The sequence below is a fragment of the Pseudomonas fluorescens genome, assembly GCF_001902145.1.
In the GTDB taxonomy this organism is placed as follows: Bacteria; Pseudomonadota; Gammaproteobacteria; order Pseudomonadales; family Pseudomonadaceae; genus Aquipseudomonas; species Aquipseudomonas fluorescens_BV.
Window position 1 is genome coordinate 65,548 of sequence record NZ_MRST01000020.1, and the last position, 12,679, is coordinate 78,226.

Annotated in this window: 10 protein-coding genes; 1 reads left to right on the forward strand and 9 read right to left on the reverse strand. The window is 61.4% G+C overall.

The window, feature by feature from the left end:
- Positions 1-2: 2 nt before the first annotated feature.
- Both BUE92_RS07605 and BUE92_RS07610 read right to left on the reverse strand, forming a co-directional pair.
- Positions 3-1,067, reverse strand: coding sequence for an imelysin family protein (locus tag BUE92_RS07605; RefSeq protein ID WP_073522869.1), 1,065 nt, complete (start codon positions 1,065-1,067; stop codon positions 3-5).
- 31 nt (positions 1,068-1,098) lie between these two features.
- Complete coding sequence (locus tag BUE92_RS07610) at positions 1,099-2,538, reverse strand: di-heme oxidoreductase family protein (RefSeq protein ID WP_073522870.1); 1,440 nt, start codon at positions 2,536-2,538, stop codon at positions 1,099-1,101.
- Positions 2,539-2,678: 140 nt separating this feature from the next.
- On the opposite strand from BUE92_RS07610, the gene BUE92_RS07615 reads away from it, so the two are divergent.
- A complete protein-coding gene (locus BUE92_RS07615) occupies positions 2,679-3,242 on the forward strand; it encodes an NAD(P)H nitroreductase (RefSeq protein WP_073522871.1) in 564 nt (187 codons plus the stop codon).
- Between the two features lie 147 nt (positions 3,243-3,389).
- Here BUE92_RS07615 and BUE92_RS29370 read toward each other — a convergent pair whose 3' ends face one another.
- From BUE92_RS29370 to gap, 7 genes are all read right to left on the reverse strand, one after another.
- Positions 3,390-5,528 (reverse strand): methyl-accepting chemotaxis protein, encoded by a 2,139-nt coding sequence (locus BUE92_RS29370; protein WP_073522872.1) that lies wholly within the window; start codon positions 5,526-5,528, stop codon positions 3,390-3,392.
- A 138-nt stretch (positions 5,529-5,666) separates the two neighbouring features.
- Entirely contained in the window at positions 5,667-6,068 is a 402-nt protein-coding gene (locus BUE92_RS07625) for a YbaN family protein (RefSeq protein ID WP_073522873.1), read from the reverse strand.
- A gap of 156 nt (positions 6,069-6,224) precedes the next feature.
- Positions 6,225-6,833 carry a biliverdin-producing heme oxygenase gene (locus BUE92_RS07630; RefSeq protein WP_073522874.1) on the reverse strand — a complete coding sequence of 203 codons (609 nt, stop codon included), beginning with the start codon at positions 6,831-6,833 and terminating at the stop codon, positions 6,225-6,227.
- A gap of 137 nt (positions 6,834-6,970) precedes the next feature.
- Positions 6,971-9,535: a TonB-dependent receptor gene (locus BUE92_RS07635; RefSeq protein WP_073522876.1), complete on the reverse strand. Its 2,565-nt coding sequence runs from the start codon at positions 9,533-9,535 to the stop codon at positions 6,971-6,973.
- 115 nt (positions 9,536-9,650) lie between these two features.
- Positions 9,651-10,619 carry a FecR family protein gene (locus tag BUE92_RS07640; protein ID WP_073522878.1) on the reverse strand — a complete coding sequence of 323 codons (969 nt, stop codon included), beginning with the start codon at positions 10,617-10,619 and terminating at the stop codon, positions 9,651-9,653.
- 75 nt (positions 10,620-10,694) lie between these two features.
- Positions 10,695-11,213: an RNA polymerase sigma factor gene (locus tag BUE92_RS07645; RefSeq protein ID WP_003193922.1), complete on the reverse strand. Its 519-nt coding sequence runs from the start codon at positions 11,211-11,213 to the stop codon at positions 10,695-10,697.
- A 388-nt stretch (positions 11,214-11,601) separates the two neighbouring features.
- The gene (gene gap, locus BUE92_RS07650) at positions 11,602-12,603 is read right to left on the reverse strand and encodes a type I glyceraldehyde-3-phosphate dehydrogenase (RefSeq protein ID WP_003193921.1); all 1,002 of its coding nucleotides are present in this window, start codon (positions 12,601-12,603) and stop codon (positions 11,602-11,604) included.
- Between the last annotated feature and the right edge of the window lie 76 nt (positions 12,604-12,679).

The window sequence follows — 12,679 nt, forward strand, 5'->3', positions numbered from 1 at the left end:
CATCAGTCACCGTCGTTGGCGTTAAAGCCCAGTTGTACGCCCAGCGCCTTGGCCAGTTCACCTTCATGCAGGCGGTGGACTACGTTGAGGCTGTCGTAGATGTCGTTGAGTTGCTGGCGCCCGGCGTCGTCGTTCAACAATTCGTTGAGGGTGCGCTGGTTGCTGGCGAACAGTTTCAGCGACGCTGCGTAGGCGGCGTCGATTTTCTCGGCCAGTGGTTTCTGGTCCGTCGGCAGCAGGCCACGCAGGCCTTTGTTATCGACGCCCACCCACACGGTCTGAGCCGCGGCGAGGCTGGCTTCCAGGCTTTGCAGGGACGACTGGCTGCGCCAGGCATCGGCCTGGAACGGTTGCGGGATGCCCTTGGTCTGGCGGCCCATTGGGGTGCCGAGTTTTTTCTTCAGGGTGTCCAGGGCGGTCACTTGCACGCGCAGCAGGTCGGCGATGGCTTCGTGGGAGTCAGCGTAGCGCTGGTTCGGAAACTTGGTCATCTGCGCGAGCATGCCGTCGGTGCTGTTCCAACTGGCCAGGATTTCTTCGGCCAGGACTTTCTGGCGTTCACCGATCGCCATCAGCAGCGGGCAATAACGTGCTTTCTGGGCTTCGTCGGCGACGTCGGGCTTGGCGTCGTAGAGGATGTATTCGTAGGCCGACAGGCCCTGCACCACCACGCTGGATTTCGCCAGGGCCGCGGCGTCGATCTGCGGCTGGGCGCTGACCAGTTGCTCGACCTGGCGGCCCACCAGGTTCTTCTTGTCTGGCCAGAATTGCACCTGCCACGCACGGTTGCCTTCGGCCAGCGGGCCGATCAGCAGCGGTTGCAACTCGGCCCAGGCTTTTTGCGCGTGCAGGAAGTCGGCGCGGGCGGTGTCCAGGCTTTCCTTGCCTTGGCAGTAGGCCAGGGCGCTGACGGCCAACTGACGGTCGGCCTCAACCCAGCGGCTGTAGGTCGGCAGGATCACTTGCTTGGCGATGGCCGCCGAGGTCACCGCTTGCGGGTCCTGGGGCGAGCAGGCGCCCAAGGCCAGGGCGGCGAGGCTGGTGAACAACAACTTGGGACGAAACATGTCGAGCTCCCTTCTGTAAGTGGGGCAGAGCTTATAAAGAATTCAGGAACGCCAGCAACGCAGCACGCTGCTCGGCATTAAACGACAAAACATGTTGCTGCGCCGCTTGGGCTTCACCGCCATGCCACAGCACGGCTTCAAGCAGGTTGCGTGCGCGGCCGTCATGCAGGAACTGGGTGTGGCCACTCACGGTTTGCGTCAGGCCAATGCCCCACAGCGGCGGGGTGCGCCAGTCGCGGCCAGTGGCTTTGAATTCGCTACGGTTGTCGGCCAGGCCTTCGCCCATATCGTGCAGCAGCAGGTCGCTGTAGGGGCGAATCAACTGGTTGGCCAGTTCAGGTTCGGCGGCATTGGCGGCGGTGGTGAAGCTGGGCTTGTGACAGCCCTGGCAACCGGCCTGGTAGAACAGGTTCTTGCCGGCCAGCACTTGCGACGTATCAATGTCCCTGCGTGCGGGCACCGCGAGATTGCGGGTGTAGAACAGCACCAGGCGCAGGATGTTATCGCTGACTTCCGGCTCACCCTGCGGGCCATTGCCGTTGGGCGCCTGTTTGCAGGCCACTTGGGCGTCGGTGCAGTCATCGAAGGGTCTCAAGGAGGTGGTGAGGCCCATATCACCCGAAAACGCGTGAACGTTTTGTTGATTGAGGTTGGGCTGCCCGGCTTTCCAGCCAAAACGCCCGAGGACGGTTTTGGCCTGAGCGTCATCCCAGACCCAATTGGCGCGGCCCACGATGGCCTCTTTGTCGGCGGTATTGGGGTCGGTGTTGCGCAGGATATCGGCATCGCTGATCGCTTCGAGCAGGCCCAGGCCGATCATCGGCGGGGCGATACGCGCCGAGAAGCGTGTATCGGGGTGCATCGGGCCGTAGCCGAGTTGGCTGATCTGCAGGTCGGGCTTGCGTAATTCAACGAGCGTACCGTCCTTGAACCTGACGTTGACCGGTGTGTAGTCGACCCGCACCTTGCCCTCAGGCGCAACGCCGGGCACGGCCATGTCCTGGAGTTGCCCGCCGTAGACCGGCTCGGGTACCACGCCGATCTGTTCGATGAGCCTGGCGTAGGCTGGCTGCTCTGTAATAGAGGGATGAATGGACAGGCGCACCAGCATCGACACGGCATTGGGCGCGTCGGGCAGCGGCGGATGGCCACGACCATCCTTGATATGGCAGTTCTGGCAGGCGTTGGTATTGAACAGTGGGCCCAGGCCATCGCGCGCCGTGGTGGTGGACGGCGCAATCACCCACGGGTTGCGAAAGAAACTGTTGCCGACGCTGAAGTCCAGGCGCCGCGTCGGCGCCAGGTTGGCCGAGGGCAGGGAAAAGGCGTTCTGGTCGCGCTTGTTTACCGTCGCCGCGCCACCGGCCCGCGATTCACCCGGCTCTGCTTTCGTGAAGCGAGGGGCGTCATCGCAAGCAGTCAGGCTTAAAGCCATCAACGCTGCAGGCAGGTACAAAAGCGCACGGAACATCGAGATTCCTGGACGAGGGCAAAAAATTAAGGCGCAAAGTCTAACAGGGCAGGGCGGATTGAATAAGAGCAATTATCGTTTGGTGGCATCCCGATTCTTTCCCGCTAGAATGGCTGCACATTTTTTTATGGAGGTGGCCAATGCAGGCTCTCGACGCTTTGCTCAACCGTGTTTCCGTGCCCCGTTTGCTCGACCCGGCACCGACCCAGGAGCAGCGCGACCTGCTGTTCGCCGCCGCCATGCGCGCGCCCGACCACGGTCAACTGCGCCCGTGGCGTTTTCTCACCGTGGAAGGCGCAGCCCGTGAACAGATGGGCACGCTGTTGGCCGAAGCCGCCCGTCTACAGGATGCCGACGCACCGCAAGCCGCTATCGACAAGGCCCAGAACGGCCCGCTGCGTGCGCCGCTGGTGGTGGTGGTGATTGCACGTGTGCAAGAGCATTTCAAAGTGCCCAAGTCCGAGCAATTGCTGGCCGCCGCCTGTGCGGCCCACGGCATTCTGCTGGCGGCGTATGCCCAGGGTATTGGCGCGGTGTGGCGTACCGGCGAATTGTCCTACTCGGCTCATGTGGCCAAAGGCCTGGGGCTGGCGGCGAATGAAGAAGTGATTGGCTTTCTCTACCTGGGCACACCGCAGAACCCGCCGCGTACGGCGCCGAAGGAAGACCTGACGCCGTTCGTCCAGGCCTGGCCCGGCCTGTAATTCCCCACCATTCTGATCTATCTCTGTAGGAGCGAGCTTGCTCGCGAAGAACTCGAAGGCGCCGCGTTTATTCAGGAATCACGCGTTATCGTTGACGTTTTTCGCGAGCAAGCTCGCTCCTACAGGAGTCAATGTTTCAGAACCGAGTCAGACCCTGAACTGATCCATCAACTTCATCTGCTGGCTGGCCAGTGCATTGAGCTGGCTGCTGATCGCTGCCGACTCGGTGGCCTGGCCGGTGAGGGTTTCGGTCACGGTGCGAATCGCCGAGACGTTGCGGTTGACCTCTTCGGCCACCGCGCTCTGCTGTTCGGCCGCGCTGGCGATTTGCAGGTTCATGTCGCTGATCACGGTGACCGCTTCGCTGATCTTGCCCAGGGCTTGCACGGCTTGATGGATCTGCCCGGCATTGCTCTGCGCCTGGTGCTGGCTGGAGTGCATGGTCGCCACTACGCCACGGGTGCCGCTCTGGATACGCTCGATCACCAGGCGGATTTCCTCGACCGAGTCCTGGGTGCGTTTGGCCAGGTTGCGCACTTCGTCGGCCACCACCGCAAAACCACGTCCGCTTTCCCCGGCGCGTGCCGCTTCAATCGCCGCATTCAACGCCAGCAGGTTGGTCTGTTCGGCAATGCTGCGGATCACCTCCAACACTGAACCGATTTGCTCGCTGTTGACCGCCAGGGCTTCGACTTCGCCCACGGCTTTGCTGACTTCGTCGGCCAGGGTGGTGATATCGCGGGTGCTCTGCTCGATGATCGACAGGCCTTCGCGAGCCGACTGGTCGGCGCCGCGTGCCGCGCTGGCGGCATTGGAGGCGCTGTTGGCCACATCGTGGGCGGTGGCGCTCATTTCGTTCGACGCGGTGGCGACCTGGTCGATTTCACGGAACTGCACCTGCATGCCTTCGCTGGTCTGGCGCGCAATGGCGGACGACTGATCGGCCGTCCCACGAGCTTCGGTGATGCTTTGCTTGATCTGCGCAATGGTCGGCTGCAGCTTGTCGAGGAAGCGGTTGAACCAGTTCACCAGCTCGCCCAGTTCGTCTTTCTTGGTGTAGGCCAGGCGCTGGGTGAGGTCGCCGTCACCGCTGGCGATGTCCTTGAGCATGGCGGCCACACTATTGATAGGGCGGGTCACGCCAGTAGCGGTCAGCCAGATCAACAGCAAGCCCAGCAGGCCAGCGGCGGCGGCCACCAACAGGGCTTTGAGCGTGCCCGTTGCCTGGGCCTCGTCGAGTACGGCTTGCAGTTTTTCGTTGTCGGCCAGCATCACCGCTTTGGGCAGCTTGATCAACACACCCCAGGATCTGGCACCGGCAATCGGCTTGAGGGGGTACACGGCACGAATGGTGTCGTCCTGTTCACGGATAACAGGCCGGTCATTGGCGAGCAGTTGCACAATCTCCTTGCCTTCGGCGCCGATGCTGTCGATCAGGTTCTTGCCGACTTTGGCCGGTTCACCGCTGTAGGCGGCGATCAGGCCGGTGCTGGACACAATCTCCAGGTGGGCGGCGCCGTTGAACAGGTCTTTTTGCGCAGCATCGGTGGTCGCTTGCAGGGCGGTGAGGGCGATGTCCACGCCGACGACACCGATGACTTTGCCTTCGACGATCAGCGGCAAGGAAATAGTGGTCATCAGTACCGGTTTGCCGGCCACCGTGTCTTCGTACGGGTCCAGCAGGCAAGTGCTGCGTGTGTCCCGTGGGCAGGTGTACCAGATGTTGTAGGGCGTGCCGCTGAGGTTGAGGGTGGTCTTGGTCAGGTCATCTTCGACCATGATGGTGTTCTGACCTTCGCCGCCAGCCCGGCTCCAGTAGCTGGAAAACCGGCCTTTTTCATTGGAGACGCGCGCCTTGTCGTCGATGAATTCACTGTCCTTGCCATCCAGCCCGTTGGGTTCGAACGACAACCAGATGCCCAGCACTTTGGTGTTGCGCTCGAACGCGGTTTTGACGCTGCGGTTGATTTCTTCACGCAGGGCCAAGGCTTCAAGGGAACGCTGGGTGCCCAACTGGCGCAGGTCTTTGATCTGGTCGGCAAGGGCTGTGACCACCAGCAGGTTTTCGCCGAAGGTCTGCTGCAAGTGGCCGGCCTGTTCGGCCGCTTTGGATTGCAGCAACTGCTCCACGCTGGCGGTGAGCATTCGTGAGCTTGAATCACTGACCAACCGATCGTTCTGGTTGGTGTTGTAGATAGTGATGCCGACCACCAGTGCAATCACACCCAGCAGACACAGGCCGGACAGCAACACGATTTTCAAGCGAATGGAGAGGGTGTCGAACATAGGTTCACTCACGAATGGACTTGTTGGAATGCACGCAAACGCGCCAAGTCCATTCGGCGTCATGCCTGAAACATCGGCGTCACAAATCAATTCATGAGGAACAGGCGATGAGCGGTAGGAAAGCGCCTACACGCAGCCTCAGGCGGGCCGTACGAGCTGTTCGGGGCGGGACCAGATCCACAGGTTGCCCAGGCTCATCCCGGCAATCGCCAGGTACACCGGCCAGCCGTGATCGAGCATCACCAGCATCAGCACGGCGCATAGCAACATGCTCAGTGTGGCGCTGACCTTGGCGCGGCGGGCGATGATCTTGCCGTTGCGCCAGTTGGACAGGATCGGCCCGAACAGGCGATGGTTTTCCAACCAGGCGCTGAGACGCGGCGAGCTTTTGGTGGCGGCCCAGGCGGCGAGCAGGACGAATTCGGTGGTGGGCAACCCCGGTATGACAATCGCCACCAAGCCGATGCCCAGGCTGACGTAGGCCAGCAGGCCAAAGAGGACTTGGGCGATTTTGGAGGAGGATTGGGGTTTGCCGGTCATGGGTAGGGAGATCGCAGAAAATCAATTTGAAATGAGGGCTAAATGTGGGAGCGGGCTTGCTCGCGAATGCGGTGTATCAGTCGCCTGATCTGTTGGCTGACCTACTGCATTCGCGAGCAAGCCCGCTCCCACATTTGATTGCATTTCAATCCAGGGTTACGCCAGTTCTGGGGCGCTAGCGTACGCCTGTTCCAGCAGCACGGTGAAGCGCACGAACGCATCAATCGCGCCTTTTTCCACGGCAGCTTCTTCCTCGGCACTGAACTCCAGGCCGTCGAGGGTGCGGGTGAAGTGCTTCCAGCCCTCGGCGCGACCACCGGCCGGCTCGCCCAGGTGGCGCGCACCGAAGGTTTCACTCAGGCCCAGGCCCACGGCGCGCTTGATCAGGAACGCAGCGCCCAGCTTGGAGCCTTCGGAGACGAACAGCCAGCCCAAAGCTTCGGCTTGGCTGGGGTTGTTCACTGCGCCGGCAACCGGGGCCGGGATTTCGGTGTCCAGGTCTGCCAGGTCGAGCTTGGCGGCTTCGGCGCGGCAGCGGGCGGCCAGGTCAGGGATGATCTGGTTCAGCTCGGCATCGTTGTACAGGGCCACCAGTTCCGATTGGAACAGGTACTGGGCCACTACGAAGCGGGCGAAATTGGCTTGGGTTTCGAACGGCGCGTGAGCCTTCACCAATGCGTCGAGCTTGGTGTGCGGCTCGTTGGTGATCTGGTTCAGGCGTTGAGAGCGCAGGCTTGGGCGTTCTGCGGTGGAAGAAGCGATCATGAAAAAAGTCCTTGAGAAGAGAAGCGCCTGGGCGCCCTGAAGAGAGCTGTTATCAACTAGACGAACAAGAAGACGCAGCACAGTAAAAAATCCTCACCTCGCCGTGGATGCAATGGCGGCGAGGTGAGGCGGATGGGTCAGATGTCCCAGATCACGTTGATCGCAAAGTTGCGACCGGGCTGGGTCAGGCGGTCGAGGTTGGCCGGGCCGGTAACGCCGGCTTCGCCGACGCTGTCGTAGCTGCGCACGTCATCCCAGTTCCAGTACTTCTTGTCGGTGAGGTTGTAGAGGCCACCGTTGACGGTCACGTCTTCGCTCACCTTGTAGTAAGCGGTCAGGTCGAGGATGCCGAAGCCCGGGGTTTTGAACGGGCCGTCGGTGCCGCCGTCGGGCGCGTGGAAGGTCGTGCTGTCGACGCGGTCCTGTTTTTTCACCAAGGTCCAGCTCACCAAGCCGCCGTAGTTGTCCTGGTCGTAACCCAGGCCAAATACGCCCTTGAGCGGGTTGACGCTGTTCAACGGCTCGCCATTGTCGTCGTTGCGACCGTAGGTGTAGGCAACCGAGCCCTGGGTATACAGGCCCTTCGGCGCGCCGAAGGTATCCAGGTTCAGGCGGCCCTTGGCTTCCACGCCCTTGATGGTGGCGCGCTTGATGTTGACCGCCTTGAATTGCTCCACGGTGCCGCCGACCACGGCGTTGTCTTCGTCGATAAAGTCACGGTACTTGTTGTAGTACACCGCAATATCGAAGGAGCCCTCGTCGAATTTGCCGCGAATCCCGGTTTCGATGCCTTTGCTGGTTTCTGGCTTGAGGTCGGGGTTGGGTTCGACGGTGTAGCCCAGGTTGAGGTTTTCGAAGCGACCGTACAGGGCCTTGGCGGACGGCGTGCGGAAGCCCTCGGCGTATTGACCGAACCAGGTGTAGTTGTCGGTCAGGGCATAGGTGAGGCCGAACTTGGGCGTGACGCGGTTCCAGGTCTTGTCTTTGCCATCGACGGTATAGGCGCCGGTCGGGTTGACGGTGTTGAGGAATTCCTGGGTCAGCTTGGGCTTGAGCCGGGTGTAGTCATAACGCACGGCGGGCAGGAAGGTCCATTTGTCCCAGGTGATCTGGTCCTGGGCAAACAGCGAGTAGGTGTTGATGGTCGGGTCGGGGAAGTCGCTGGCCTTCTTCACGCTGTCGCCGGCTGACGGGCTGGGCCCGCCGATGGCGGTGCAGCCGGCGCCAATGGCCAGGCACGAGGCCGAGCCTTCGCGTGAACCGGTGACTTTCTGCTGCTTGAGGGTGGTGCCGTAGGTCACCTGGTGCTCGGTTTCACCCAGGCTGAAAGCCTTGTCCAACTGAGCGTCGAAGACCCACTGTTTTTCTTCGTAAAGCGTGTCGCGGGTGCGCAGCACGCGACGGCCCGCCTGGTAGATCTCGGCGGTGGTCTGGTCGGTCTTGGCGATCTGGTAGTTGAGGCTGGTCTTGATGCGGTCGGCAATCGGCGACTCCAGAGCGAAGGTGTTTTCCAGGCCGAAGCGCTCGCGGGTAATGGTGTCGTTACCGCGACGGTCGCGGTACAGGTTCATGCCTCGGCCACCGATGAACGGACCGCCCACTGCGTTTTTCAGATTGACGTCGCGGTCGTCCTTGAATTTCTCATAGGTCAGGCCCAGGCGGTTGTCATCGCCATAGTTCCAGCCCAGCTTGGCCAGCACGTTGGTGGTGCGCGCATCTTCCGGGTTGGCGCCGGTACGGGCCAGGCCGGTGGCGTTGTTGCCATCGTAGGATTCGGTTTCGTGGCCATTGCGCTGGCTCAGGTGCAGCAAGCCGTCGAAGTCCTGCACACGCCCGGCGAAGGTGCCGGAGGTCAGCCAGCTCTCGTCGGCGGAGCTGTAGCCGGTCTTCAGGCGGGCGCCGACGTCCTGGCCTGGCTTGATGATGTCATCCGGGTCGAGGGTGAAATAACTCACCGCGCCGCCGATGGCACTGCTGCCGTAAAGGGCCGAGGCCGGGCCGCGCAGGATCTCCACGCGCTTGACGATTTCCGGGTCGACGTAGTTGCGGCGGGTCTTGGCGTAAGGGCCGTTGAAGAAATTGTCCGGCACTTCGACGCCATCCACCTGGGTGAGGACGCGGTCGCCGTCGATGCCACGAATGTTGTAGCCCGCGTTACCCGAGCGTGTACCGGCGCCGCCGACGGAGACGCCGGGTTCATAGCGCACCAGTTCACGGATGTTGTTGACGTTCTGGCGGTCCAGTTCTGCGCGGTCGTGCACGCTGACGGTGCTCGGTACGCTGTCCACATCCTGTTCATTGCGGGTGGCGCTGATGGTCACCTGTTGCAGGGCGAGGGCGCTGCCGGCGCTACGTTTTTCCAGCACGATGTTGTTGGTGCCCAATTTGCGATAGCTCAGGTTGGTCCCCACCAACAGCCGCTCCAGGGCTTTTTCCGCTGGCAGCGGGCCGCGCACGCCAGGGGACGATACGCCCTGGCCCAGTTCGGCCGGCAGGCCGACTTGCCAGCCGGTCACTGCGGTGAAAGCGTTGAGTGCCGACACCAGTGGCTGCTGTTCGATGCTGAACGTGTAATTGGCGTGGCTGCGAGCGGCAGGTTCCGCGGCGGTGGCGCTCATGACGGGCGCACCAGCCAGCAGGATCGCGGCGGTCAGCAAGGACAAAACGGGCGAAGCAGACCGGCGGTTGAAACGAGAGGACATCGAGAGCGCTCCGGGATACGAATCTTATAGTTGCGAACCGAACCAAATAGGAATCAGTTGCATTGGCTATAACGAGACGTATCGCCGGTTAACATCGAGTAAAAATAATTCTCATTTAGTTCAGGATCACCAGCGCCGGGTACTCCGACAGCTTGGCCGAGGTGATGTGAGCCAGGGAGCGCACCACGTCCAGGGGCTGATCGAGGCGGTAGTTGCCGGTGACGGCGACGCTGGCCAACTGCTCGTTGTTGTTGACGATCCAGCCGGGGTAATAGCGGCGCAACTCAGCCAGCACTTCGCTCAGCGGGCAGTTTTCGAATACCAGCCGGCCCTGGACCCAGGCCAGGTCCTTGCTGGGGTCGAGCTTGGCCGGTTGGCCGAAACCCTTGGGGCCGATGCGGATGCTTTCACCGGCGCTCAGGCGCACACGGGCATCGTCGAAAGTGTTGCTCAGGTCGACATCGCCGCGCTGCACTTGAACCTGGGCTTCGCCATTGAGGTAGCGCACGGCAAAGGCGGTGTCACGCACGCTGGCGCGCACCGGGCCGGCGTCGATTTCCAGGGGCAGGCCACGGGTGGGCGCTATTTCAAAGAACGCTTCGCCCTGGTACAGGCGGGCAATGCGCTGGTGGTCCTTGATGGTGCTGGAAAATGCCGAGTTGGTGTTCAGCAGCACCTTGGAGCCATCGTCCAGTTGCAGGCGCTGGCGCTCGCCGACCACCGTCAGATGGTCGGCCTGCAAACGCACCGGCAGGTTGCTGAAACTGAACAGGCCGATCACCAGCACGGCGGCGGTGGCCAGGGGTTTCCAGTGCGGTTTGATTCGGCGCCAACCGCTGGGCTTGCGCGGTGCGGCGAGGGCCACGGCGGCGCTGTGTACCGGCGCGTCACCCCAGGCGGCCTGGGCCTTGCTGAAGGCGTGGACATGGGCCGGGTCCTGGGCCAGCCAGGCGTCGAACGCGGCTTGCTGCCCAGGTTGCGGGCACTGCAAGGCGATCAGCCAATCGAGGGCTTGGTCCATGGCCGCGTCTTGCAACACCTCATGAGCCAACGCATGGGGGCGCAGTTTATTCGGGTCCGTCACGGTGTTCCTCGGGTCTTCGCCACGTTCTATTCATTTTTTCGTACAGCCTGGATCGATAGCTCTGTCGGATGAAGCTTAAGGCTGATCCAACCGTTCGGCCACACCCACACAGATAGCCATGATCAATTTGAGTTCCTTTTGCACCGTGCTCAAGGACACACCCAACTGATCGGCAATCTCCTGATAGCTGCAACCGTGCAGGCGGCTGAGGATGAAAATCCGCTGCTGGCGGGCGCTCAACTGGCCGAGGCTGACACTCAGATGCTCCAGCAACTGCTCGGCCTGGGTGGCTTCCTCCGGCGTGCTGGCCGGCGCGGCAACGCTTTGCAGGACGTCCAGCGGGACATCCTCTTGCAGCGTACGCGCCTGAATTCTGCGCGAACGCAAGTGATCCAGCGCCAGGTTGCGCGCTGTCTGGTAGACAAAGGGTTCAAGGTGGTCGATTGGCCGCTCGCTCAGGGCCCGAGTCACGCGCAGGTAGGTTTCCTGCAACAGGTCCTCGGCAGTGCTGTGGTTATGCACCATGCGTTGCAGAGTACGTAGCAGGATCACCCGTTGGGTGAGAAAGACGTGGTTGAAGCGAGATTGGCTCACAGTGATACCAGACCGATTTGCAGTTAATGATAATGCTTATCATCAACTGAAATGGCAAGTGGCACTTTGAGATGCCTTGGAGATCATGTGGGAGCCAGGCTTGTGTGGGAGCCGGGCAAGCCCCAATGCCAGTCAGTTAAGGGCTTTTTGTAGGAGCGAGCTTGCTCGCGAAAAAATCACAGGCGCCGCGTTCATTCAGCAAGCACGCGTTATCGTTGGCGTTTTTCGCGAGCAAGCTCGCTCCTACAGTAGGCGATGACCGCTTAACTGACTGGCATTGGGGCTTGCCCGCGATGCAGGCGACTCGGTCTTTCAGTTAAACCAAGGTGATGCTATCGCAGGCAAGCCAGCTCCCACACAAGCCAGCTCACACAGTCCAGCCCAGGGATTACTCGGCGTTGCACAACGCCAGGCAGTTATCCAGCATACGGTTGGAGAAGCCCCACTCGTTGTCATACCACGCCAGCACTTTGAGCAATTTGCCGCTGACCTTGGTGTGATTGGCGTCGAAGATCGACGACAGCGGGTTATGGTTGAAGTCGCTGGAAACCAGCGGCAGAGTGTTGTAGCCGAGGATCTTCGAATGCTGGCTGGCGTGTTTGAGCAGGGCGTTGACTTCATCGGCCGTGGCTTCTTTCTTCAACTGCACGGTGAGGTCCACCAGCGACACGTTGATCACCGGTACACGCACTGCCATGCCGGTGAGCTTGCCTGCCAGTTCCGGCAGCACCAGGCCCACCGCTTCAGCGGCGCCGGTCTTGCTCGGGATCATGTTCTGAGTGGCCGAACGCGCGCGGTACGGGTCGGTGTGGTACACGTCGGTCAGGTTCTGGTCGTTGGTGTAGGCGTGAATGGTGGTCATCAGGCCGCTTTCGATGCCCAGCTCACGGTGCAGTACCTGGGCGACCGGCGCCAGGCAGTTGGTGGTGCACGATGCGTTGGAGATGATCTGGTGGGACTGACGCAAAATGTCATGGTTTACGCCATACACCACAGTGGCATCCGCGCCCTTGGCCGGGGCCGAGATGATTACTTTGCGCGCGCCGGCGCTAATATGGGCGGCAGCCTTGTCACGGTCGGTGAACAGGCCGGTGCATTCGAATACCACGTCGATCTTGTGCGCAGCCCACGGCAGGTCGGCGGGGTTGCGAATGGCACTCACGGCAATCCGGTCACCGTTGACGGTCAGGCTTTCCTGATCGTGGGCAACCTCTGCGTCGAAAGTGCCGTGTACGGTGTCGTACTTGAGCAGGTGGGCATTGATCGAGCTGTCGCCCAAATCGTTGATGGCGACGATCTGCAGATCCTGGCGATAGCCTTGGGTATACAGTGCGCGCAGGACATTACGGCCGATACGGCCAAAACCATTGATTGCGATTCGAAGAGTCATTGGAAAGTGCCTGTCGTCGATTTGTTGTAAGAATTACAAGATTATTCGCATAAAAATAGAAAACAAGCCTTTTTAG

Excerpts from the sequence above, each read along its gene's own strand:
- BUE92_RS07615 (WP_073522871.1), top strand. The coding sequence starts at position 2,679 with ATGCAGGCTCTCGACGCTTTGCTCAACCGTGTTTCCGTGCCCCGTTTG.
- BUE92_RS29370 (WP_073522872.1), bottom strand. The coding sequence starts at position 5,528 with ATGTTCGACACCCTCTCCATTCGCTTGAAAATCGTGTTGCTGTCCGGC.
- BUE92_RS07630 (WP_073522874.1), bottom strand. The coding sequence starts at position 6,833 with ATGATCGCTTCTTCCACCGCAGAACGCCCAAGCCTGCGCTCTCAACGC.
- BUE92_RS07625 (WP_073522873.1), bottom strand. The coding sequence starts at position 6,068 with ATGACCGGCAAACCCCAATCCTCCTCCAAAATCGCCCAAGTCCTCTTT.
- BUE92_RS07610 (WP_073522870.1), bottom strand. The coding sequence starts at position 2,538 with ATGTTCCGTGCGCTTTTGTACCTGCCTGCAGCGTTGATGGCTTTAAGC.
- BUE92_RS07635 (WP_073522876.1), bottom strand. The coding sequence starts at position 9,535 with ATGTCCTCTCGTTTCAACCGCCGGTCTGCTTCGCCCGTTTTGTCCTTG.
- BUE92_RS07605 (WP_073522869.1), bottom strand. The coding sequence starts at position 1,067 with ATGTTTCGTCCCAAGTTGTTGTTCACCAGCCTCGCCGCCCTGGCCTTG.
- gap (WP_003193921.1), bottom strand. The coding sequence starts at position 12,603 with ATGACTCTTCGAATCGCAATCAATGGTTTTGGCCGTATCGGCCGTAAT.